The following is a 22895-nucleotide window of genomic DNA, read 5'->3' on the forward strand; positions in this document are numbered from 1 at the left end:
TGCCCGATCCTCGGCGTCAGTCCAGCATTCGCCCCTAGGCTTTCGCCATGACGACGCAACGACGTGTACTTGTGACCGGCGCTACCGGGTATATCGGCGGCCGGCTCGTTCCCCTGCTGCTGGAAGCCGGCTACGACGTGCGCGTGCTCGTGCGCACACCCCAGAAGCTGAAGGATGTCCCGTGGGTCGAACAGGTGGAGGTCGCCGAGGGTGACCTCGGGGACCTGGCCAGTGTGCGGTCTGCCGTCGCCGGGGTCGATGTGCTCTACTACCTGGTGCACTCGATGGGCACCCGCGGCGACTTCGAGAGCACGGAACGCCTCGCGGCCACGAACGTGGCTACGGCCGCCGCCGCGGCCGGCGTCTCCCGCATCGTCTACCTGGGCGGGTTGCACCCGGACACCGAGGAGCTGTCCCAGCACCTGCGCTCCCGGGCAGAGGTCGGCCGCATCCTGGTGGAGTCCGGTGTGCCGACAGCAGCCCTCCAGGCCGGGGTGGTCATCGGCTCCGGCTCCACGTCCTTCGAGATGATCCGGCACCTGACCGACGTTTTGCCGTACATGCCGGCGCCGCAGTGGGTGCGCAACAAGATCCAACCGATCGCCGTGCGTGACGTGCTCTACTACCTCGTCGCGTCGGCGGAGCTTCCCGCCGACGTCAACCGAACCTTCGACATCGGCGGCCCCGACGTGCTGCGTTACGGCCAGATGATGAACGGCTACGCCCTCGAGGCCGGCCTGCGCCAGCGCCCCATCGCGTCCCTGCCCGTGTTCACGCCCTGGCTCGCATCGCAGTGGGTCAATTTGGTCACGCCCATCCCGCGCAGCCTGGCCGTGCCGATCATCGCCAGTCTGCAGAACGACTGTGTGGTGCACGAGCGCGACATCGATCAGTACATTCCCCAGCCGAAAGAGGGCCTCACCGGTTATCGCACCGCCGTGCGCCTGGCCCTCGGCCGCATGCGCGACGGCGACGTCGAGACCAGCTGGCGGAACGCGTCGATCGCGGGCGCGTCGAGCAACCCGCTGCCCAGCGACCCCGAATGGGCCGGGCACCTCGTCTACACCGACCTCAAGGAAAAGCACACCGCCGCGAAGCCGGAAGACCTGTGGCGCGTGATCGAGAGCATCGGCGGTGACAACGGCTGGTACTCATTCCCGCTGGCCTGGGCTATCCGCGGCTGGATGGACAAGCTCGTCGGCGGGGTCGGCCTGCGCCGCGGCCGTCGCAACCCCGACCACCTGCATACGGGCGACGTACTGGATTTCTGGCGGGTCGAACGCATCGACACCGGCCGGTTCCTGCGTCTCCGTGCCGAGATGCGCGTTCCCGGCCGGGCGTGGCTGGAGATGACGGCGGATCCGGCGCCCGGCGGCGGCTCCGTGTACCGTCAGCGCGCCGTCTTCTTCCCACGGGGACTGGGCGGTCGGCTGTACTGGTTCGCGATCCTGCCCTTCCACGGCGTCATCTTCACCGGCATGGCCAACCGGATCACGGCGGCCGCCGTCGGGGAGGCGGCCGTCGGGGAGGCGGCCGTGACGAACGCGAACGCCACGACTGCCCCGAATGCCCCCGGATCGGGCCGGCCGGTCGCCGAGGGCGCCGCCTGAACGGTGAGTCGACCGAGGCTGACTCGACCGGGCCTGACTCGACCGGGCCTGACTCGACCGGGCCTGACCTGATCGGGCCTGACCTGATCGGGCCTGACCTGATCGGGCCTGACCTGATCGGGCCCGACCTGATCGGGCCCTGACCGCACCGGTGAAGACCGGGACCGCGACGCGGGATGAATCCGCGTTCAACCGCCCAGGCTTTCCGAGTCCGACACCCTGCAGCCACTCAGCCCGGAACGAAGTCCACGGCGATTCTGGCGCCCCGGACACGTACGTCGGTCAGGCCCGGCTGAGCCCGCGCGTGTGGCCAACTCAGGACATCCGCCGCCTGGGTCCGCCAGCCGCCGCAGACCAGTGCGGAACCTGCGCGGATGCCCGGCATGCCCCGAGCGGATCTCCTGAGTTGGCCACAACATCTGCCGGATATCTAACGGTAATTGCCCGAGGCGCCGCGTGTCTTGTGCGGCTCGGGCCCTGGCCGGGGCACCCGCCGCCCCGCCGGTGCTGACCCGCGTGCACTCGGTGCCCTCGGACCTGCTCGTGCGCGATGGCTCGTGCGCAGTGACGCGTGCGCAGTGACGCGTGCGCAGTGACTCGTGCGCAGTGACTCGTGCGCAGTGGCTAGTGCGTGGGAAGGTGCGCAGAGATCTGCTCGTCGGGCTCGAGTTCCGGCTGGCGCTCACGGAAGAGATTGAGCTGGCGCTGGCGGTATTCGCCGACCAGGCTCGTGATGTCGTGGTGTTCGGTGTGGCCGGGGAGGTTCGGGAGGGATGCAGATTCTGAAGTCAATGGGAAAACCAATTCGTCTCGGGGGGAACGACCGATGCCCGGATTTGGAGCATTCAGAGACGCTAATTGATTCCACCGGTGATGTCAACGCGGCGGGTGCCGCAGGCGTCAGCCTCGGTTGTTGTTGAGTTCGAAGACCTTGAGCAGCTCCGCGATGGCGGTCTCCCGAGCCTCGCCCCCGGCCTCGAACATCTCCGTCACGTGTGTTTGCAGGTGATTGTCCACCAGGAGCTTGTTGAGCGAGCCGAGCGACTTCTGGATCGACAAGGACTGCGTGAGGATGTCGATGCAGTAATCCTCGTTCTCGATCATCTTCTCCAAACCGCGCATCTGACCCTGGAGGATGCGGGCACGGTGCAGGGCACGCCGTTTGATGTCGTCAATCATGGGTTTACAGTACCGCAATTTCGAATACCCCGGAGGGGTACTCTGCCTTCTGTCGGTGACGTCACTATCGTGTGCGACCACCTCGGCACCATGCCCGACGTCGTCCGGCTGTCCCGACGTTGAGTAGAGTGAACGCATGCGTCGTGCGCTCATCCTCATGCTCACAGCCACACTCGGAGCATTCGCGCTGCTCGGCCTGTCCGGCCCGCCTTCGCGGTAGCCGGCCCGGTGCGGGCGTCGTCCGCAGTGTCGGCGGGCGTCGAGGACTTCACCTTCGACTCGTGGCACTCGGACTTCCGGCTGTTGCTCACCGGCGACGGGCACTCGCGCCTCACCACCACCGAGACGATCGTGGCCCGGTTCCCGGAGACCGACCAGAACCGCGGCATCCTGCGTGCCATCCCCACCCATTACGACGGACATCCGACCGACCTGGAACTGGTCAGCGTCACCGACGAGAACGGGCGGCAGCGCGACGTCGAGACCGAAACCACCAGCGAAGACGGCGGAGACCAGTTCCTGGCGGTGACGATCGCCACCGATGGCTTCGTGCATGGCGCGCAGACCTATGTCATCACCTACGAACAGGTCGACGTCACGCTCGACCCGGAGGATGCCTCGATCCAGGAGTTCTACCGCGAGGTCAACGGCACCGGCTGGGCCCAGTCGTTCGGCGCTGTGTCCGCCACCCTCACCGTCGACTCGGTGGTTGCGCCTCGGCTCACCGGGGCTGCCGCCTGCCATCAGGGCACCGGCGATTCGTCGGAACCCTACGCCTCGCTGACGACGGATGCCGTGGGCGAGGCCGTCACGATCGACGTCACCGCCGGGGCACTCGGCCCGGCCGAGGGGCTCACTCTGGCCGTCGGGTTCGAGCCCGGTACCTTCGTGCCCCGCGACCAGTCGTTCACGGCGAACCCGTTCCCGGGTATCGGCCTCGCAGCGGCCCTGATCGGCCTGCTCGGCGCCGGTCTCGCCGTCGTCTCCCGGGCCACCCGCTGGCGGAACGCACCGGGTCGGCCGACTGTCGTCGCCGAGTATCTGCGGCCGCGGGGTGTCAACCTGCTCGTGGCGGGAAACGTGATGCGCACGAGCGCCAGGGCCATGACCGCCCAGTTGCTCAGCTTCGCTGTGCGTGGCAATGTGCGGGTCCTGGAGGGGGAGGGCACAAAGCACTACCTGCTTGAGCTGCTGCACACTCGAGACCTCGACCCGGCCGAAGAGGCGGTGCTCCGGCTGCTGTTCCCGGGGCAGCCGGGGCAGGTGCTGAAGCTGTATGAGGACCTGCTGCCGTTCGCGGTGCTGTTCGGTCAGGAGAAGGAGTGGGCCCAGGTTCTCGGTGACTACTACGCCCGGAGTGACGCGCAGCCTGACTGGTACGCTGAGTCCGCTCCGTTCAACCCGGTCTGGTTCGCCGCCGGGCTGAGCTCGTTCACGAGCTCCACCTCGGCCTCCTGGTCGGGAAGCGCGTCGAGTTCCTCCAGTTCCGGTTCGGGTGGAGGTGGCTCGGTCGGCGGCGGTGGCGGCGGCGGCGGAGGAGGAGGAGTCTGATGGGCACCCCGGTCGAACCCACAGTCACACGTTCCGCTCTGGCCCCCGGTCTGCTCGGGGCGGTTATCCTACTCGGCGGGCTCGCGCTGCTGGACTCCGAAAGCTTCATCATCATCCGTTACGCGGTCAGTATCCTCGCGATGATCCTCTGCGTCTTCGCCATCCAGGCGAGAGCCTGGCTGTGGCTGATCGGTCTCGTGCCGATCGCGGTGCTGTGGAACCCGATCGTGGTCATCGACCTGTCCGGCCAGGGCTGGGTGTCCGCCCAGTTCATCGCTGCGCTGGTCTTCATCCTCGTCGGGGTCGTCACCAAGGTGCCGGTGCATCGGGATTGACCAGCGGGCGTAGACTAAATTCGCGCCGAAAAAGCCCGATTACCGTCTTGACCGTGCCGCTGCATCCCAAATGCCGGTGGCGCAAATAGGGTTGGCACGTTGCTCGATTCAGGCTTCGACGTATCGATCGCACCGGTGTCCACGGATGCCGCACCACGTCGAGCACGGCCTTTGTCTGCTGTGCTGCTGTGAAGTTGGAGAAGAATGGCTTACACCCGCCACCAGGCCGCTGGTTCGAACAACCGTGTTGCCGCCGGAGGTCGCGCTCGGCAGCGACCTCGTTCCCGCGACGATGACGCCCCCATCATTCCCATCCTCGCCCGCAAGGTGCGCGAGGTGGAGGCGAAGGCGCAGATCGGCGCCAAGCTGGGCCCGACCAACCGCACCAAGTACCAGGTCATCGCGCTGCTCATGCGTGAGGAACGCGCCCGGGTCAAGGGCGACAAGGACCTCACCGACGCGAACCGCGCGGAGCTGCTGAAACGCCTCGACGGCATCGCCCAGATCCTGGCGAAGACCGCGGCCCGCGACACCAGCCTGATCACCCTGCTGGAACCGGATGCCGGCGTGTCCACGGTCGCGCAGCGGTTCCGCCGCGACTGGCTGCTTGAGTCCGGTGCCGAACTCACCCCCGACGAACTGATCATCACCCGCGAGCCCGAGGCCAAACCGGAAATTCCGGTCAATCAGGTCATCCCTCAGTCGGTCAAGGCCCGCCAGCTCGCCAACCCGTTCCTCGCGCCCGATTTCAGCGCCGCGACGGCCCAGCCGGTCGTCTCCGGCCGTCGCCTGGCCAACTGGGAACTCATCGGCCCGCTGTTCAAATCCTTCGAGTATGGTTCCGGTGGTCAGGCCGCCAGCATGGACCTGCCCGAGGCACCCCGCGTCGACCGGCTCTCGCCTCGCGGCATGGAGCTGATGCGCCACCAGGCCCGGTTCGTCGAAAGCGCGCGCCTGGGCCACCGCAGCTACCTGCTCGCCGACGAGCCGGGGCTCGGGAAGACGGCGCAGAGCCTGCTCGCGGCATCCGTCAGCGGGGCCTACCCGCTGCTGGCCATCGTTCCCAACGTCGTCAAGATGAACTGGGTGCGCGAGGTCGAACTGTGGACGCCGAACCGCCGAGCCACCGTCATCCACGGCGACGGCGACACGCTCGACGCCTTCGCCGATGTGGTCATCGTCAACTACGACGTGCTCGACCGGCACCGCACCTGGCTGGGCACCCTGGGCTTCAAGGGCATGGTCGTCGACGAGGCGCACTTCATCAAGAACCTGCAGTCGCAGCGCTCCAAGCACGTGCTGGCCCTGGCTGAGCAGATCCGGCGCCGCACGCCCGGCGGCAACCCGCTGCTGATGGCTCTGACCGGAACTCCGCTGATCAACGACGTCGACGACTTCCGTGCGATCTGGCAGTTCCTCGGTTGGCTCGACGGCGACAAGCCAGCCCCCAGACTCATGCAGAAGCTCGAAGCGATCGGGCTGACCCCGGCCGACTCCGGGTTCTACAGCGCCGCGCGAGCCGCGGTGATCGACCTCGGCATCGTGCGCCGTCGCAAGGTCGACGTCGCCGCCGACCTGCCGGCCAAGCGCATCGCCGACATCCCGGTCGAGCTGGATGACGACCTCGGTCGCTCCATCCGCCAGGCCGAGCGGGAGCTCGCCGCCCGCCTGGTCACCCGGTACCACTCCCTCGTCGCCGCCCGCCATCAGGGCCAGACGCCGCCCGTCCTCGACGGCGAGCAGCGGGCCGCCTTCATCCGCGCGGTTGCCCACGCCGAACTCGAGGAGTCGAAGGGGCAGACGACCGGTGAGAACGTCTTCACCATGGTGCGCAAGATCGGCCAGGCCAAGGCCGCCCTCGCGGCGGACTACGCCGTGCAGCTGGCGCACTCGGTGGGCAAGGTCGTGTTCTTCGCCAAGCACATCGACGTGATGGATGCCGCCGAAGACATCTTCGCCAAGCGCGGCCTGCGCACGGTCTCCCTACGCGGCGACCAAAGCGCACTGGCCCGCCAGGCCGCCATCGACTCCTTCAACGATGACCAGGGGGTGGCCGTGGTGGTCTGTTCCCTCTCTGCCGCCGGAGTCGGCGTCAACCTCCAGGCCGCCTCCAACGTCGTGCTCGCCGAGCTCAGCTGGACTGCCGCCGAGCAGACACAGGCCATCGACCGGGTGCACCGCATCGGCCAGGACGAGCCGGTCACCGCGTGGCGGATCATCGCCGCCCACACCATTGACGCGCGCATCGCCGAACTCATCGGCAGCAAGCAGGGCCTCGCGGCCCGCGCCCTGGACGGCGCCGTCGACGAGATCTCGTCCGCAGATTCCGTGCAGGCCAGCGCCCTGATCTACCTGCTGACCCTGGCGCTCGACGGGGAGTTGTAGAACGCGCCCCTCACCGGCGTGGATTTGAACCGGGCCTCGTTTGGGGTCCATCATTGAGTGGCGGCGGTGTGGGCGCCAATCTGATCACTTGTGCAACAAGGAGCAACGACAAATGAAAATTGGTATCCTCACCAGCGGCGGAGACTGCCCCGGCCTGAACGCGGTTATTCGCGGTTCCGTCCTTAAAGGCATCCGCGTCCTCGATGCCGAATTCGTCGGCATTCGCAACGGCTGGAAAGGCCTGGTCGAGGGCGACTTTATGACTCTGGACCGGCACAGTGTGCGCGGTCTCTCGCGTCAGGGTGGCACCATCCTCGGCAGCTCCCGCACGAACCCGTTCGAGGGTGAAAACGGCGGCCCCATTAACATTCAGAAGACGATGGACGCGGAAGGAATCGACGCGATCATCGCCATTGGCGGCGAAGGCACCCTCACCGCGGCACGCCGACTGACGGATGCCGGACTCCAGATCGTCGGCGTTCCCAAGACCATTGACAACGACCTCGAAGCCACCGACTACTCATTCGGCTTCAACACCGCCGTCGAGATCGCCACCGAGGCCATCGACCGACTGCGCACCACGGCCGAATCCCACGGCCGCTGCATGATCGTCGAGGTCATGGGTCGCCACGTGGGCTGGATTGCCCTGCACTCCGGCATGGCCGGCGGCGCCCACGCCATCCTGATCCCGGAGCAGCCCCAGACCATCGAGCAGATCTGCGACTGGGTCATGCACGTGCGCGACCGCGGCCGCGCACCCGTGCTCGTCGTCTCCGAGGGCTTCAAGCTCGCCGGCATGGAGGAGGCGCTCTCGACCAAGGGCCTCGACGCGTTCAACCGCCCCCGCCTCGGCGGCATCAGCGAGATGATCGCTCCGATGATCGAGGAGCGAACGGGCATCGAGTCCCGCGCCACCGTCCTCGGCCACACCCAGCGCGGCGGCGCTCCGTCGGCCTACGACCGGGTGCTCGCCACCCGCCTCGGCATGGCGGCCGTCGACGCCGTCTACGCCGGCCAGTGGGGCTCCATGGTTTCCCTGCGTGGCACCGACATGGAAATCGTCAGCATCGCGGACGCGACCATTGGTCTGAAGACCGTGCCGCAGGCGCGCTACGACGAGGCCGCGGTGCTGTTCGGCTAAACCCGCACCAAGAGCGGAGGGGTTCCGGATCGATTTCCGCCGATGGGCGGAGGTTGAACCGGAACCCCTCCGCTCGTTCCCGGACCGACTCAGGCGAGTTTGGCCTGAACCTGCGCCAGCGACGGGTTCGTAGCGCTGGAGCCGTCCGGGAAAAGGACTGTCGGAACCGTGCGGTTGCCGTTGTTCAGGCTCATCACTAGCTCGGACGTGCCGTCGACCTCCTCCACGTTGATCTCGGTGTAGGCGATGCCGGCCTTGACCAGCTGGGTCTTCAGGCGGGTGCAATAGCCGCACCAGGTCGTCGTGAACATGGTTATGGTTCCGGATTCCGGCACAAAGTTCATAACTGGAGCCTAACAAACCGGCCTGGACGGGAGCCGGACCGTACCTCGTTACCATTGGTGCATGTCTCTTCCCCAGGTCTGCGTGGGCTACCTCACCCGCCGTTCTCCATCGGGGGACCTGCAAGTGCTGCTCGGCCGCAAGAAGAAAGGACTGGGTCGGGGCAACATCGTCGGCCTGGGCGGCAAGCTCGAGCCGGGGGAGTCCGCCGTGGAAGCGATGGTGCGGGAGATCGAGGAGGAGTCCGGCCTGGTCGTGGCGGCATCCGCCCTGACGCCGTTGGGTCTGCTGACGTACCTGTTTCCGCACCGGGAGGCCTGGAGCCAGGAATCGAGCGTGTTCGTCTGCACGCAGTGGAGCGGTACCCTGCGCGAGTCCGACGAGCTGAACCCGGTCTGGTTCGACGTGGCCGCACTACCGGTGGACGAGATGTGGGACGACGCCCGGCACTGGCTACCGGGGGTGCTCGCCGGCATTCCGGTGCGGGCCACCTACACCTTCGGCCCCGACTTGGCCACGGTGGTCGACCCGGTTTGAATTGACCTGCTTCCCCAAGAGTGTCAGGCTTATCACCGCGGTGCAGCTTGAGATAACCCCGGCTGTCGTACACCCAGAGGAAGACCCCGGTGGATTTCACCCTGATCGTAGCGCTTGTGATTGCGCTCGCACTGATTTTCGACTTCACCAACGGCTTCCACGACACCGCGAACGCGATGGCAACCCCCATTGCGACCGGCGCCATGCGCCCGAAGGTCGCGGTGGGACTCGCCGCCATCCTGAACCTGGTCGGGGCTTTCCTCTCCACTGAGGTCGCCAGGACCATTTCCGGCGGCATTATCAACACGGATGACGCCGGAGTTCAGATCACTCCCGAGATCATCTTCGCGGGCCTGATCGGCGCCATCGTCTGGAACCTCATCACCTGGCTGCGTGGCCTGCCGTCCAGCTCGAGCCACGCCCTGTTCGGCGGACTCATCGGCGCGACGATCATCGGCGTCGGCTCGCAGGCGGTCGCCTACGACGTCGTGCTGGCCAAGGTCATCCTGCCGGCCCTGATCGCCCCGCTCACGGTGGGTATCGTCGCCTACCTCGCCACCCGGCTCGCCTACTTCATCACCCGCCGGGACTCCGGCAAGGCGGATGGCCGGGGCGGCTTCCGCTACGCGCAGATCGTCTCCTCGTCGCTCGTTGCCCTCGCACACGGCACCAATGACGCCCAGAAGACCATGGGCGTCATCACCCTCACCCTGATCGCCGGCGGGATGCAGGCCGTGGGCACCGGCCCGCAGCTGTGGGTCATCACCACCTGCGCGATCGCGATCGCGATCGGCACGTACACCGGCGGCTGGCGAATCATCCGGACCATGGGTCGCGGCCTCACCGACATCAAGCCGGCCCAGGGCTTTGCTGCGGAGACCAGCACCGCGGCCACCATCCTCGCGTCCAGCCAACTCGGCTTCGCGCTCTCCACCACGCAGGTCGCGTCCGGGTCGGTGATCGGCTCGGGTCTGGGCCGCCGCGGCTCGACCGTGCGCTGGGGCATGGCCGGCCAGATCGCGCTCGGCTGGGTGCTCACCCTGCCGGCGGCGGCCATCATGGGTGCCTTCGCGGCCGGACTCGCCCTGATCGGACCGATGGGCATCGTGCTCGACCTGGTGATCGGTTCCCTCGTCGTCGCCGTGCTGTTTCGCCGGTCCCGCCAGAGCCGGGTCACGCACGACAACCTGCATGACATCGACGACGCCGGGCGGGTCGTGAAGATCCGGAAGACCCCCCGCAAGGCCGCCCGCACGGCCTCTCACAAGGATCGGAAGAAGGTCGCGCTGTGATCGATTGGTCTGCGTTCCTGGTCGTCGCGCTCGCTTCGCTCGTCTCGTCCGCGGTCGTGGTGAGCCTGTATTCGCTTGGCCTGCGGTTGCTCACCACCGCAGGCCGCGTTCCCGTGGTCGAACCGGCCGAATTCACGGGAGCCATCACCGTGCTCACCCCCAAGCGCGCGGCCAAGGAGGCCAAGCGCGCGCGCAAGGCCGCCGCCGGTCCACTGAGCCCCCTGCAGAAGCAGATCGCCCTGGTGGGTGCCTACGCCTGTTTCGGGCTCTGCAGTGCGGCCGTGCTCTCAGGTGTCTACCTGATTGTGCCGGCCCTGCACCGCTGACCGGCAGCGCCCCTGTTCCGCTTCCCTCGCAGCGTTCCGAGCCGTAACGTGCGCTCTCGGTCGCCGCGCGGTAGCCGCGCCGCTGCGCTGGTGGCGCTGCACGCGCGCAACGCCGGATGCCTGCGCGACCCAGTCCGTCAGGTTGGCGGCGCACCCTGTGGAGCGGGGCGCACGGTGGAACGTGCGCCGCGAGCCACTACGTGCTTTGCGAGCCAGAACGTGCGCCGTCGCGGAGGGCTGCGGATGCTACCGTGCGGTGCCGCGCACCCGGGCCACCCACGTCATCAGGTGGTAGATCACAATGGCGGCGACCGTGCCGAGCGCGATGCCGTTGAAGCTGAGGGTGCCGGCCGAGAAGGTGTAGTCGGCGATGCCGATGATCAGCGCGGTGGCCGCGGTGAACTGGTTGACCGGCTTGCTGAAGTCGACCTTGTTGTCGAGCCAGATCTTCACGCCGATGATGCCGATCAGGCCGTAGAGGGCCGTGGTGACACCGCCGAGCACGCCCGCCGGGATCGTGTTGATGACCGCACCGATCTTGGGGGAGAGCCCGAGCAGCACGGCGGTGATGCCCGCGACCCAGTAGGCGGCCGTGGAGTAGATGCGGGTGGCCGCCATGACGCCGATGTTCTCGCCGTAGGTGGTGGTGCCCGATCCGCCGCTGAAGCCGGCGAGCATCGTGGCCAGGCCGTCGGCCATCAGGGCGCGACCCGTGAAGCGGTTCACCTTCACATCCGTCATCTGGGCAACGCCCTTGATGTGGCCCACATTCTCGGCCACCAGCACGAGCACGACCGGTAGGAAAGCCGGCAGCACGCCCAGAGCGGCGGACGGATCCGCGAACGGGTTCATCGCCGCGGTGAACGGGGGCAGGCCGATCCAGGCCGCCCCGCCCACCTCGCTGAAGTCGACCTCGCCGGCCACCACGGCAGCCACATAGCCCACGATCACGCCGATGAAGATGGACAGCCGGCCCAGGATGCCGCGGAACACCACGGTCGAGAGGATCACGGCAAGCAGGGTGATCATCGCGGTGAGCGGGGCCAGCTCGAAGTTCGACTTGGCGACGGGTGCAAGGTTGAGGCCGATCAGGGCGACGATGGCCCCGGAGACGACGGGTGGCATCAAAGCGTCGATCCAGCCGGTGCCGGTGAGCTGCACGATCAAACCGATCAGGGCCAGGAGTAGGCCGACGATGATGATGCCGAACAGGGCGCTGCCCATGCCCGCGCTCGCGGTCGCGGCGGTGATCGGCGCGATGAACGCGAACGAGGAGCCGAGGTAGCTGGGCAGCTTGTTGCGCGTGATGACCAGGAAAAGCAGGGTGCCGATGCCCGAGAAGAGCAGCGTCGTGCTGGGCGGGAATCCCGTGAGCAGCGGTACCAGGAAGGTGGCACCGAACATGGCGACGACGTGCTGGGTGCCGATCCCGATGGTCAGCGGCCAGTTCAGGCGCTCGCCGGGGCCGACGACATCCGTGGCTCCGACCGTTTTTCCGTCACCGTGCAGGGTCCAGGGCAGAGCCATGTGTATCTCGTTTCCGTGTCGTACGTAATCCCGATGGTAGTGAACAATTAAGATCGGACGGTGAGACCATCCGTTCAGCCTGCCCAAGCAGAGCCACTCTCGGTGCGGATTGAGACCGGCTTGCTGCACGGAATCCGGGTGCGCGGGGTGCGCCAGTGGCGCGGGATTCCTTACGCGGCCGCCCCCGTGGACGAGCTCCGATTCCGTGCCCCGCAGCCGGCCGCGCCTTGGCCGGGCGAACGGGATGCAAGCACTTTCGGCCCGGTCGCCACTCAGAGCCACCGCGGCCAGTTCATCGGCGCGAAACCGACGATCCCGCAGGGTGAGGACTGCCTCAACCTCAACGTGATCGCTCCCGACGAACCGGTCGACCCGCGGATGCTGCGGCCCGTCATGGTCTTCATCCACGGCGGCGCCTACAGTGTCGGGTCCTCGCGGGAGGTGCCCCGGCAGGGTGAGGGGCTCGTGCGGCGCGGCGGCATCGTCTACGTCAGCTTCAACTACCGGCTGGGGGCGCTCGGCTACCTCGACTTCAGCCGGTACTCGACCGCGGAGCATGCGTTCGAGAGCAACCTCGGGCTGCGCGACCAGGTGGCTGCGCTCGGCTGGGTGCGGCGCAACATCCGCGCGTTCGGCGGCAACCCGGATGCCGTCACACTCTTCGGCGAATCGGCCGGAGGCAACGCCGTGACCACCCTGATGACCGTCCCGGCCGCCACCGGACTCTTCCAGCGCGCGATAGCGCAGAGCGCCCCGCCGAACGCCGTCTATGCCCCCGATGTCACCACCGAGTGGGCAGCGGACTTCGTGCGGCTCCTCGCCCGGCGCACCGGGCAGGCCGACCCGACGAACTCGACCAACACGGCGGCGGATGCCGCTGCCCTGCTTCTGCAGGCCGACCCGGCACATCTGGCCGAGGCCACGAGCGACCTGACCCGGCGCGCCCCGGACCGGTACCCCGGGACGATCCCGCTCTCGCCTGTGATCGACGGCGACTTCCTGCCCGAACGACCTCTCGACGCCTTCCGCGACGGCCGCGCCCACCGGATTCCGCTGATCATCGGCACCAACTCGCGGGAAGGGTCGCTGTTCAGCGGGCGCATCGACATCCTCGCCACGACGCCCGGGCGCATCCGCGCCGTGTTCGCGAACACCAAAAAGAAAGCTCGAACGCGCCTGCGGGCGCAGTACCCCGGGATACCCGCGCTGCGGCCCGCACTCGATTTCGGTGGTGATTTTTCGTTCTGGTACCCGAGCGTGCGCGTGGGCGAACGGCACTCCCGGTATGCCCCGGTGCGCTTCTACCGCTTCGATGCCGCGCCGCGCCTGGTGCGCTTGATGGGGCTCGACGCCACGCACGGCCTCGAGCTGTTCCCGCTGTTCGACCGGCTCGACGGCTGGTTCGGCCGCGGCATGACCGCGCTCGGCGGTCGCCGCGACTTCCAGAGGATCGGTGTCCGGATGCAGGGTTGGTGGCTCAGTTTCGCCGCCTCCGGGGTGCCGGATGCGGCCTGGCCGCTCTACGACGAGGCCGAGCGCCTGACCCTGGTCATCGACGCCGTCGACCGTGTCGAGTCCGACCCGCGTGGGGACCGCCGCCGGGCCTGGGACGCCTTCGTGCCGCACATCTGAGCCCGGCGTGCCACAGCCCGGCAGCCCGCCGGTTGCCTCCGCCGGCCGTCCCCGCGCAGCCCCGCGGAATCGGCGCGCGCTCCGGGGCCGTAAACTGAGGAACTGAGAATCAGCTGAGTCGGACACCAGGAGCACCCCATTTCTGAAACAGAGACCCACACGTCATCCACGCCTGCCCCGAAGCCGGACACCCCGGCGGGCACGAACCCAGGGGTCAAAGCCCGGATCGATCGGTACTTCGAAATCACCCGGCGCGGCTCCACCTACGGCCGGGAGGTCCGCGGCGGTCTGGTGACGTTCGTCACGATGGCCTACATCGTGATCCTCAACCCGCTCATCCTCGGCGGCTTCAGCGCCGACCAGGCCGCGGTCGACGTGGCCGGCGGATGGCTGCCCAACGGCCAGGTTGCCGCGGTCACCGCCCTCACCGCCGGCGTCATGACCATCCTGTTCGGCGCGGTCGCCCGGCTTCCATTCGGTTTCGCCGCTGGCCTGGGCATCAACTCCTTCCTGGCCGTGAGCGTCGTCGGCCAGGTGACCTGGCCGGAGGCCATGGGCCTCGTGGTCATCAACGGGCTCATCATCGTGCTGCTCGCCTCCACCGGCCTACGCGAGCTCATTTTCAACGCCGTGCCGCGCCAGTTGAAGATCGCCATCACGGTCGGCATCGGCCTGTTCATCGCCTTCATCGGCCTGGTCGACTCCGGCTTCGTTCGCGCGAGCGGCGCCGCGTCGCCGCCCGTGCAGCTCGGCGACAACGGCTCCGTCGTGAGCCTGCCGACCGCCGTGTTCGTGCTCGGCCTGATCATTCTCGGCATTCTGGTCGCCCGAAAGGTGAAGGCGGCCCTCCTGATCGGAATCGTCGCCACCACGCTGATCGCGGTGGTCCTCGAGGCGATTTTCAAGGTCGGGCCGTCATTCGGGCAGAACCCCGACGGTTGGAACCTGAACGCGCCGGTACTGCCGACCTCCATCGTCTCGCTGCCCGACCTGAGCCTCGTCGGACAGGTCAGCTTCGGCGCCTTCGACCGGATCGGCATGCTGGCCGCGTCGATGCTCGTTTTCACGCTCGTCTTCACGAACTTCTTCGACGCCATGGGCACCATGACCGGCCTGGCCAGCGAGGCCGATCTGGCCGACGCGAAGGGCAACTTCCCGCGCCTGAAATCCGCCCTGATCGTCGAGGGCGTCGGCGCCGTCGTCGGCGGGGCCACCTCTGCCTCATCGAACACGGTGTTCATCGAGTCCGGTGCCGGCATCGGCGAGGGTGCTCGCACGGGACTGGCCAACATCGTCACGGGACTGCTGTTCCTCGCGGCCATGTTCTTCACCCCGCTCACCCAGATCGTGCCGCTCGAGGCGGCCGCGGCCGCCCTCGTGATCGTCGGCGCGATGATGGTGTCCCAGATCCGGTTCATCGACTTCACGGAGTTCTCCATCGTGCTACCGGTGTTCCTCACGATCATCGTGATGCCGCTGACCTACTCGATCGCCAACGGAATCGGGGCCGGCTTCATCACCTGGGTGCTGGTGCGTTCGTTCTCGGGGAAGGCGCGCGAGATCAGCCCGTTGCTCTGGGTGGTCGCGGCCGGCTTCCTGGTCTTCTTCGTGCGCGGCCCGATCGAGGTTCTGTTCGGCGCGTGAGCGCGTGACCGCCCCCGGCCCGATTCGGGGGCTAACCCCATGGGTGCCAGAACGGATGCTCCGTAGTGTCGTGGGGAGAGCGGCATCCGTCGCTCCCCATCGAAACGGAGAACCACCCATGTCAACCATCGCTCCCGACCAGGCCACGGTCTACACTGCCGAGCCCGTACCCCCGCGGAGCAGCACCCTGGCCGTGTCGAGCCTCGTGCTCGGCCTCGTGTCGATCGTCGCCGGCTGGACCTTTCTCGTGCCCATTGCCGGCCTGGTCGTCGGCATCCTCGCCCTTGGACGGGAACCGCAGGCGCGCACCCTGGCGATCTGGGGCATCGTGCTCAACGCCGTGCTGCTGGCCGGCTCGCTGCTGCTCGTGCTGCTGGCGCTGGCCCTCGGCCTGCTGGCGCTGCCGTTCGCGTTCTTGATCTGACCTCGATCTGGCCCGGCGTGGCCTCGCGCTACTCCAGGAAGCCGCGCAGGAGCAGGGCGGTGCCGGCCAGGTGCTCGGCCATCGCCTGCGCGGCGGCGTCGGGCCGACCGGTCAGGATCGCGGTCACGATCTGCTCGTGCTGCCGGTCCGAGTGTGCGATGTTCGGGCCGAGTGACGGGATGTTGTCGAGCAGTTCGTTGACCCGCATCCGCACTTCAGCCAGCAGCGGCACGAGCGACGGTGAGCCGGCCAGCTCGCCGATGGTGAGGTGCAGCCTGGAGTCCAGCCGGCGGTAGTCCTCGCCGGTGGCGCCGATCGAGTCGGCAAGGCTGTTCCACAGCACTTCCCGTTCGCCGGGCGACAGAGTGCGCGCGGCGGCATGCCGGGCGGCGCCCTCCTCCAGGATTTCCCGGAGCGCGAGCGCGTCCTCGATCTCTGCCACGGAGATGTCCCGGCGCGCCGGTAGTCCACGCTCGTGGCCTCGGCCGGGCGTCTGCTGGGGCAACGAATCGTTGACGAAGGTGCCGCCGTAGCGGCCGCGTCGGGAGACCAGATAGCCGGCCTCGGCCAGGGACGCGATCGCATCCCGCAGCGTGTCCCGACTCACGGCGAGCATGGCGGCAAGTTCACGTTCGGCCGGCAGTCGTGCGCCGGGCGCGATCAGCCCCAGCCGCACGGTCTGCAGCAGCCGCTGCACGGTTTCCTCGAAGGCGTTGCCACTGTGCACGGGGCGCAGCAGCAGGCCACTGTCGAGCCCGGGCTGTTCGTCGTCGATCACTGTTCTGGTCCTGGCTCCTGGTCGGACTTCCAGTCCATCACGGTTTCCGCACCCTCCCGCACCGCTACATCGGCGTCACGTAGGCCGAGCTGATGCCGCCGTCGACCAGGAACGTGGAGCCCGTGATGAACGAGGAGTCATCGCTGGCCAGGAACGCGACAGCGGCCGCGAGCTCCTCGGGTTCCGCGAACCGGCCGACTGGGATGTGCACCAGCCGCCGGGCCGCGCGCTCCGGGTCCTTCGCGAATAGCTCTTGCAGGAGCGGGGTGTTCACCGGGCCGGGGCACAGTGCGTTGACCCGGATGCCCTGGCGCGCGAACTGCACGCCCAGCTCGCGGCTGAGAGCGAGCACGCCGCCTTTCGAGGCGGTGTAGGAGATCTGACTGGTCGCGGAGCCGAGCACGGCCACGAACGAGGCCGTGTTGATGATCGACCCGCGGCCCTGCTTCACCATGTAGCGCAGGGCGGACCGGCAGCACAGGTACACCGACTTCAGGTTGACGTCCTGCACCCGTTGCCAGGCCGGCAGCTCGGTCGTCTCGATCGAATCGTCGTCGGGCGGGGAGATCCCGGCATTGTTGAACGCGATGTCGACGGAGCCGTAGGTGAGATAGGCGGTGTCGAAGAGGGCGTTGACCTCGTCCTCGTCGGTGACATCAACCTTGACGTAGAGGCAATCGAGCTGGTCGGCGGCCGCGAGTCCCGCCGCTTCGTCGAGGTCGCCGATCACGACCGTTGCTCCTTCCGCGGCGAACCGTTTCGCCGTGGCCAGGCCGATGCCGCTGGCGCCGCCGGTGATCACGGCGACCCGGCCCGCGAGCCGCTGGGTGAGGTCGATGGGGGTGAGGGTGCTCATGCTGGCTCCTTGGGGTTCGTCGGGGGGTGTGGCGTCTAGTCGACTGCGATGAAGACGTTCTTGGTCTCGGTGAATGACAATGGGGCGTCCGGGCCCAGTTCCCGGCCAAGGCCCGACTGCTTGAAGCCGCCGAACGGAGTCGAGTAGCGCACGGAGGAGTGCGAGTTGACGGACAGATTGCCGGATTCCACGGCCCGCGCCACTCGGATCGCCCGGCCCACGTCGCGGGTCCAGATCGATCCGGAGAGGCCGTAGTCGGTGTCGTTGGCGAGGTTCACGGCGTCGTCCTCACCGTCGAACGGCAGCACGGTGACGACGGGTCCGAAGATCTCGTCGGTGACAGAGCGGTCCGTGCGGGAGTCCGGGGTGAGCACGGTCGGCGGGAACCAGAAACCCGGTCCGGTCGGAGCGCTGCCCCGAAAGGCCACGGGGGAGCCCTCCGGCACATAGGCCGAGACCGCGGCGTGGTGCGCGGCCGAGACGAGCGGGCCCATCTCGGTGCTCTCGTCGGCGGGATCGCCCACCCGCACACCGGCGACGGCCGGCTCGAGCAGCTCGAGAAACCGGTCGTAGACGCTCCGCTCCACCAGGATGCGGCTGCGGGCGCAGCAGTCCTGACCGGCGTTCTCGAACACCCCGGAGGGTGCGGTGGCGGCGGCCTTCTCCAGGTTGGAGTCGGCGAACACGATGTTGGCGCTCTTGCCGCCGAGTTCCAGGGTGACCCGTTTGACCTGGGCGGCGCAGCCGGCCATGATCCGCTTGCCGACATCCGTCGACCCGGTGAAGACGACCTTCCGCACCTGGGGGTGCGTCACGAACCGCTCGCCGACCACCGATCCGCGGCCGGGCAGCACCTGGAACAGCCCCTCGGGCAGGCCGGCCTCCCGGGCGAGTACGCCCAGTTGGATGCTGGAGAGTGGCGTCCACTCCGCCGGTTTCAGCAACACCGCGTTGCCAGCCGCTAGGGCGGGAGCGAAACCCCAGGCCGCGATCGTCATCGGGAAGTTCCACGGGGTGATGATGCCGACCACACCCAGCGGTTCCTGGAAGGTCACGTCGAGACCGCCGGATACCGGGATCTGCCGCCCGAAGAGTCGCTCGGGGGCGGCCGAGTAGTAGGTCAACACGTCGCGCACATGGCCGGCCTCCCAGCGCGCCTGCATGATCGGATGCCCCGAGTTGGCCGTCTCGATGCGGGCCAGGTTCTCCCGGTCCCCGTCCACGGCCTCCGCGAAGCGGCGCAGAACGGCAGCCTTGTCGGCCGGCGCCACCCGGGACCAGAGCCGCTGCGCGGCCACCGCCCGGGAGACGGCCTCATCGGTCGCATCCGTGTCGAGGTGTTCGACCACGGATACTGTGGTCTCGTCGGCCGGGTTGATCACGGTGTAGCTGCTCACAGGGAGGCCCTTTCCTGGTCGTGGTCGTGGTCATGGGTCGCCCGGTAGCGGGCGGCCGCGTCGACCAGGCCCGCGAAGAGACGTAGGTCGTCGTGCTGTTCTGGATGCCACTGCACGGCCAGCCCGAACGGGACGTCGGTGAGTTCCACGGCCTGCACGACCCCGTCGTGAGTGCGTGCGGACACGGTGAGTCCGGCGCCGATCCGGTCGATGGACTGGTGGTGGTAGACGGGAACGGGAAGCGGCACGTCCAGGGCGTCGAGCAGCCCGTGCAGCCGCGACTCGGGTTCCACGTGCACGTCCACGATCGTGAAGACGCCGCCGCCGGCCTGGTAACCGCCGTGGCCCACGACGTCGGGCAGGTGCTGGTGCAGGGTGCCGCCCTGTGCGATGTTGAGCATCTGGGCGCCGCGGCAGATGCCGAGCAGCGGCAGCTCCCGGTCGATGGCCCGGTGGATCAGCTCATGCTCCCAGGCGTCGCGGTCCCGCCGAGGCTCGTCGGTTTTCGTGTGGGCGGCCTGACCGTAACGCGCGGGATCGACGTCCTTGCCGCCGGTGATGACCAGGCCGTCGAGGCCGTCGAGCACCCGGTCGGCAATGGCCGCGTCCACGGGCTGCGGCGGCAGCAGCACGGCGATGCCGCCCGCGCGGATGACCGAGTCGAAATAGGCCTGGGGCAGGAAGGCGGCCGGCACGTCCCAGACACCGGTCTGGGACTGCTCGAGATAGGTGGTCAGGCCGATCACGGGGCGCAGGTCGGCACCGGGGCGCGGTGAGGTTCCGGGGTCAGAGGCGCTCAAAGCCGCGCACCCGCTCCCAGTCGGTCACCGCCGCGTCATAGGCTTCCAGCTCGATCCGCGCGTTGTTGAGGTAGTGATCGACGACCTCGTCGCCGAACGCCTCCCGGGCGACCGTGGATGTCGCGAACAGCGCGGTGGCCTCCCGCAGCGAGGCCGGAACCCGCTCGGCGCCGCTCTCGTAGGCGTTGCCGACGAAGACATCGTCCAGTTCGAGTTCGTTCTCGATGCCGTAGAGGCCGGCCGCGATCAGCGCGGCCACGGCCAGGTACTGGTTCACGTCGCCGCCGGGCACTCGGTTCTCCACCCGCAGGCCGAGGCCGGCCCCCACCACGCGCAGGGCGCACGTGCGGTTATCGAGCCCCCAGGCGATCGCTGTCGGCGCGAAACTGCCGCTGACATAGCGCTTATAGGAGTTGATGTTCGGCGCCGAGAACAGGGTCAGCTCGCGCATCACCGCGAGCTGGCCGGCGAGGAAGTGACGGAACAGCGTCGACATACCGTAATCGGCGTCCTTGTCGGCGAAGACCGCGGATCCGTCGGTGTCGCGCAGGCTGATATGGATGTGGCAGCTGTTGCCCTCCCGCTCGTTGAACTTGGCCATGAAGGTCAGGCTCTTGCCGTGGGCATCCGCGATCTCCTTGGCGCCGTTCTTGTAGATGGAGTGGTTGTCGCAGGTGGCCAGGGCGTCGGTGTAGCGGAACGCGATCTCCTGCTGGCCCAGGTTGCACTCGCCCTTGACGCCCTCGCAGTACATTCCGGCGCCGTCCATGGCGTTACGGATGTCCCGCAGTAACGGTTCCATCCGGGTGGAGGCGAGCAGCGCATAGTCGATGTTGTAGTCGCTGGCGGGGGTCAGGTCGCGGTAGCCCTTCTTCCACGCCTCCCGATAGCCGTCGTCGAAGACGATGAACTCCAGCTCGGTGCCGACATAGGGCACCAGCCCGCGGTCGGCCAGCCGGGCCAGCTGGGTTTTCAGGATCTGGCGCGGCGACGCCACGACGGGTGTCTTGTCGAGCCACTGCAGGTCCGCGGTGACGAGGGCGGCCCCGGGCAGCCAGGGCGCGCGTCGCAGCGTGGCAAGGTCGGGGATCATGGCCATGTCGCCGTAGCCGCGTCGCCAGCTCGACATCTCATAGCCGTCCACCGTGTTCATCTCCACGTCGACGGCCAGCAGATAGTTGCAGCACTCCGCGCCGTGGCCGGCCACGTCTTCCAGGAAGAGCCGCGCGGAGACCCGCTTGCCCACCAGTCGCCCCTGCATATCGGTGAATGCGACGACGACCGTGTCGATGTCGCCGCCGCGAACCAGGGAGGTGAGGTCCTCGAGCGAGAGATTTCCGGAGCGGGGTGTCATCAACTTCTCCTCATCGAGCCGGTCAAAGGGTGAACATTCGACCATTAGACCACAGATCGAGCGCGGTGTAACGGCCAATTTTTGTTCCGCTCGACTCAGTAATCGGGACGTAAAGGTATGTACAAGCCACCATTGGAGCCCTATAGTCATGCCAACGTAAACTCCCGGAGTTGCCGCTCGTTCGCTGAGGTGTGCAACCAGAGCGCAAAGGAATCCAGGATGTCCAAAGACACCTTGAACGTCTCGGGCGTGACCTACACGACGGCAGAGGCAGGGTACTTCGAGAAACGCAAGCTCCGCCGCAGCGCCGGGATCTGGGGGCTGTGGGGCCTCGCCGTCGCCGCGGTCATCTCCGGCGATTTCTCGGGCTGGAATTTCGGCATCGATTTCGCCGGGTTCGGCGGAATGCTGATCGCCTTCGCCCTCTTGATCGTCATGTACTACGGCATGATCTTCGCGATCGGGGAGATGGCGTCGGCCATGCCGCACACGGGCGGCGCCTATTCGTTCGCCCGGGCGGCGCTCGGGCCCTGGGGCGGTTTCGTCACCGGCCTGGCCGAGACCATCGAGTATGTCGCGACCACCGCGGTGATCGTGTACTTCTCGGCGTCCTACGCCGACGGCATCACGAGTGAACTGCTCGGAGTCTCACTGCCCGCCTGGGCATGGTGGGCCATCCTCTACGCCGTATTCATCGGCCTGAACTCGGCCGGCGCCGCGATCTCATTCAAATTCGCGATCGTGGTCTCGATCATCTCCATCGGCATCCTGCTGGTGTTCTCGGCCATGGCGGCCTTCTCCGGGCTCTTCAGTGTGGACAACCTCTTCGATATCGCCCCGGAGGCCGGCCAGTCCGAGTTCCTGCCCTTCGGCGTGGTGCCGATCCTGTTCGCCCTGCCCTACGCCATGTGGTTCTTCCTCGGAATTGAGGAGCTGCCGCTGGCCGCGGAGGAATCTCACGACCCGGTGCGGGACATCCCGCGAGCGGGTCTGATCGCCCGCACGACCCTGATCGTGACCGGGCTCCTGGTGCTGGTGCTCAACACCGGGATAGTCGGGGCCTCGAACATCGCCACCGCCGGGGAGCCTCTGCTCGACGGCTTTCGGGCGATGGTCGGCGACGAGGCGGCCGCTGTGCTGGCCCTGTTCGCCCTGGTCGGGCTGCTGGCCTCCCTGCAGGGAATCATGTTCGCGTACGGGCGCAACATGTACTCCCTGTCGCGGGCCGGCTATTACCCGAAATTCCTCTCCCTGACCGGCCGCCGCCAGACTCCGGCTGTGGCGCTGCTGGTGGGGGCCCTGATCGGCTTCGTGGCCCTGATCCTCGTCGACTCGCTCGGCGGCGCCGGCGGCGTGGCCGGGGCGATTGTGCTCAACATCGCCGTATGGGGAGCCGTGATCGCCTACATCCTGCAGATGATCTCGTTCGTCGTGTTGCGCCGAAAGTACCCGAACGCGAACCGGCCCTACCGCAGCCCGTGGGGCGTACCCGGTGCGGTGATCGCGGGCATCCTCTCGCTGGCGATCTTCTTCGGGTTTTTCATCAACGAGCCGGCCCGCCCGGCGATCGCGGCCATCGCCGTGGTCTACGTGGTCATGCTGCTGATCTTCGCGCTCTACGGGCGCAAGCGCCTCGTGCTCTCCCCGGAGGAAGAATACGCGGTGTCCGGCGGCCTGCACGGCGACCCGCAGAAGGAGGGCTACGGCGGCGCCGTGGAGGAGCAACTGCTCGCTCTCGACGGCCGGGACGACCAGCGCGCACCGTAGCCGAGCGATTTTCGATCG

General features: G+C 67.8%; 21 protein-coding genes. 12 read left to right on the forward strand and 9 right to left on the reverse strand.

Annotation, left to right across the window (positions count from 1 at the left end):
- The first annotated feature begins 47 nt into the window (after positions 1-47).
- A complete protein-coding gene (locus E3O62_RS02885) occupies positions 48-1610 on the forward strand; it encodes an SDR family oxidoreductase (protein ID WP_134394764.1) in 1563 nt (520 codons plus the stop codon).
- Positions 1611-2234: 624 nt separating this feature from the next.
- On the opposite strand, the gene E3O62_RS16490 is transcribed toward E3O62_RS02885, so the two are convergent.
- Together E3O62_RS16490 and E3O62_RS02890 are read right to left on the reverse strand one after the other, a co-directional pair.
- Positions 2235-2402 carry a hypothetical protein gene (locus E3O62_RS16490; protein ID WP_166784659.1) on the reverse strand — a complete coding sequence of 56 codons (168 nt, stop codon included), beginning with the start codon at positions 2400-2402 and terminating at the stop codon, positions 2235-2237.
- A gap of 108 nt (positions 2403-2510) precedes the next feature.
- Positions 2511-2789, reverse strand: a complete 279-nt coding sequence (locus E3O62_RS02890; protein ID WP_134394763.1) for a metal-sensitive transcriptional regulator — start codon at positions 2787-2789, stop codon at positions 2511-2513.
- Between the two features lie 228 nt (positions 2790-3017).
- Here E3O62_RS02890 and E3O62_RS02895 point away from each other — a divergent pair, with 228 nt between their 5' ends.
- The 4 genes from E3O62_RS02895 to E3O62_RS02910 all read left to right on the forward strand — a co-directional run bounded on the left by E3O62_RS02895 (position 3018) and on the right by E3O62_RS02910 (position 8201).
- Positions 3018-4340 carry a DUF2207 domain-containing protein gene (locus E3O62_RS02895; RefSeq protein WP_166786401.1) on the forward strand — a complete coding sequence of 441 codons (1323 nt, stop codon included), beginning with the start codon at positions 3018-3020 and terminating at the stop codon, positions 4338-4340.
- Positions 4340-4675, forward strand: coding sequence for a DUF6804 family protein (locus E3O62_RS02900; RefSeq protein WP_134394761.1), 336 nt, complete (start codon positions 4340-4342; stop codon positions 4673-4675). The genes E3O62_RS02895 and E3O62_RS02900 overlap by 1 nt, the downstream gene beginning before the upstream one ends.
- Before the next feature lie 204 nt (positions 4676-4879).
- Positions 4880-7060, forward strand: coding sequence for a DEAD/DEAH box helicase (locus E3O62_RS02905; protein WP_134394760.1), 2181 nt, complete (start codon positions 4880-4882; stop codon positions 7058-7060).
- 112 nt (positions 7061-7172) lie between these two features.
- Complete coding sequence (locus E3O62_RS02910) at positions 7173-8201, forward strand: 6-phosphofructokinase (protein ID WP_134397488.1); 1029 nt, start codon at positions 7173-7175, stop codon at positions 8199-8201.
- An 89-nt stretch (positions 8202-8290) separates the two neighbouring features.
- Here the strand turns inward: E3O62_RS02910 and E3O62_RS02915 are convergent, their stop codons facing one another.
- On the reverse strand, positions 8291-8545 hold the full coding sequence (locus tag E3O62_RS02915; RefSeq protein ID WP_104101065.1) for a mycoredoxin: 255 nt from the start codon (positions 8543-8545) through the stop codon (positions 8291-8293).
- Positions 8546-8606: 61 nt separating this feature from the next.
- On the opposite strand from E3O62_RS02915, the gene E3O62_RS02920 reads away from it, so the two are divergent.
- The 3 genes from E3O62_RS02920 (at position 8607) to E3O62_RS02930 (ending at position 10698) form a co-directional block, all read left to right on the forward strand.
- Positions 8607-9080, forward strand: coding sequence for an 8-oxo-dGTP diphosphatase (locus E3O62_RS02920; protein WP_134397489.1), 474 nt, complete (start codon positions 8607-8609; stop codon positions 9078-9080).
- Positions 9081-9169: 89 nt separating this feature from the next.
- The gene (locus E3O62_RS02925; protein WP_134394758.1) at positions 9170-10372 is read left to right on the forward strand and encodes an inorganic phosphate transporter; all 1203 of its coding nucleotides are present in this window, start codon (positions 9170-9172) and stop codon (positions 10370-10372) included.
- Positions 10369-10698 carry a peptidase gene (locus E3O62_RS02930; protein ID WP_134394757.1) on the forward strand — a complete coding sequence of 110 codons (330 nt, stop codon included), beginning with the start codon at positions 10369-10371 and terminating at the stop codon, positions 10696-10698. The genes E3O62_RS02925 and E3O62_RS02930 overlap by 4 nt, the downstream gene beginning before the upstream one ends.
- A gap of 246 nt (positions 10699-10944) precedes the next feature.
- Here the strand turns inward: E3O62_RS02930 and E3O62_RS02935 are convergent, their stop codons facing one another.
- Entirely contained in the window at positions 10945-12225 is a 1281-nt protein-coding gene (locus tag E3O62_RS02935) for a uracil-xanthine permease family protein (protein WP_134394756.1), read from the reverse strand.
- Between the two features lie 60 nt (positions 12226-12285).
- Between E3O62_RS02935 and E3O62_RS02940 the strand changes: the two genes are divergently transcribed.
- The 3 genes from E3O62_RS02940 (at position 12286) to E3O62_RS02950 (ending at position 15925) form a co-directional block, all read left to right on the forward strand.
- On the forward strand, positions 12286-13857 hold the full coding sequence (locus E3O62_RS02940) for a carboxylesterase/lipase family protein (RefSeq protein ID WP_134394755.1): 1572 nt from the start codon (positions 12286-12288) through the stop codon (positions 13855-13857).
- 138 nt (positions 13858-13995) lie between these two features.
- Positions 13996-15501, forward strand: a complete 1506-nt coding sequence (locus E3O62_RS02945; protein ID WP_134397490.1) for an NCS2 family permease — start codon at positions 13996-13998, stop codon at positions 15499-15501.
- Positions 15502-15619: 118 nt separating this feature from the next.
- Complete coding sequence (locus E3O62_RS02950; RefSeq protein WP_233194207.1) at positions 15620-15925, forward strand: hypothetical protein; 306 nt, start codon at positions 15620-15622, stop codon at positions 15923-15925.
- A 28-nt stretch (positions 15926-15953) separates the two neighbouring features.
- Here the strand turns inward: E3O62_RS02950 and E3O62_RS02955 are convergent, their stop codons facing one another.
- The 5 genes from E3O62_RS02955 to E3O62_RS02975 all read right to left on the reverse strand — a co-directional run bounded on the left by E3O62_RS02955 (position 15954) and on the right by E3O62_RS02975 (position 21110).
- Positions 15954-16700 carry a FadR/GntR family transcriptional regulator gene (locus E3O62_RS02955; RefSeq protein WP_134397525.1) on the reverse strand — a complete coding sequence of 249 codons (747 nt, stop codon included), beginning with the start codon at positions 16698-16700 and terminating at the stop codon, positions 15954-15956.
- Between the two features lie 67 nt (positions 16701-16767).
- A complete protein-coding gene (locus E3O62_RS02960) occupies positions 16768-17559 on the reverse strand; it encodes a 3-oxoacyl-ACP reductase (RefSeq protein ID WP_166784656.1) in 792 nt (263 codons plus the stop codon).
- 35 nt (positions 17560-17594) lie between these two features.
- Entirely contained in the window at positions 17595-18956 is a 1362-nt protein-coding gene (locus tag E3O62_RS02965; RefSeq protein ID WP_134397491.1) for an aldehyde dehydrogenase, read from the reverse strand.
- Entirely contained in the window at positions 18953-19756 is an 804-nt protein-coding gene (locus E3O62_RS02970) for a gamma-glutamyl-gamma-aminobutyrate hydrolase family protein (protein WP_241973276.1), read from the reverse strand. The genes E3O62_RS02965 and E3O62_RS02970 overlap by 4 nt, the downstream gene beginning before the upstream one ends.
- The gene (locus E3O62_RS02975) at positions 19743-21110 is read right to left on the reverse strand and encodes a glutamine synthetase family protein (protein WP_134394752.1); all 1368 of its coding nucleotides are present in this window, start codon (positions 21108-21110) and stop codon (positions 19743-19745) included. Before E3O62_RS02975 ends, E3O62_RS02970 begins: the two co-directional genes overlap by 14 nt.
- 219 nt (positions 21111-21329) lie before the next feature.
- Here E3O62_RS02975 and E3O62_RS02980 point away from each other — a divergent pair, with 219 nt between their 5' ends.
- A complete protein-coding gene (locus E3O62_RS02980) occupies positions 21330-22877 on the forward strand; it encodes an amino acid permease (RefSeq protein ID WP_104101074.1) in 1548 nt (515 codons plus the stop codon).
- Positions 22878-22895 lie beyond the last annotated feature (18 nt).

Origin of the sequence: Cryobacterium sp. TMT2-15-1 (assembly GCF_004402345.1) — a bacterium.
GTDB lineage: Bacteria > Actinomycetota > Actinomycetes > Actinomycetales > Microbacteriaceae > Cryobacterium > Cryobacterium sandaracinum.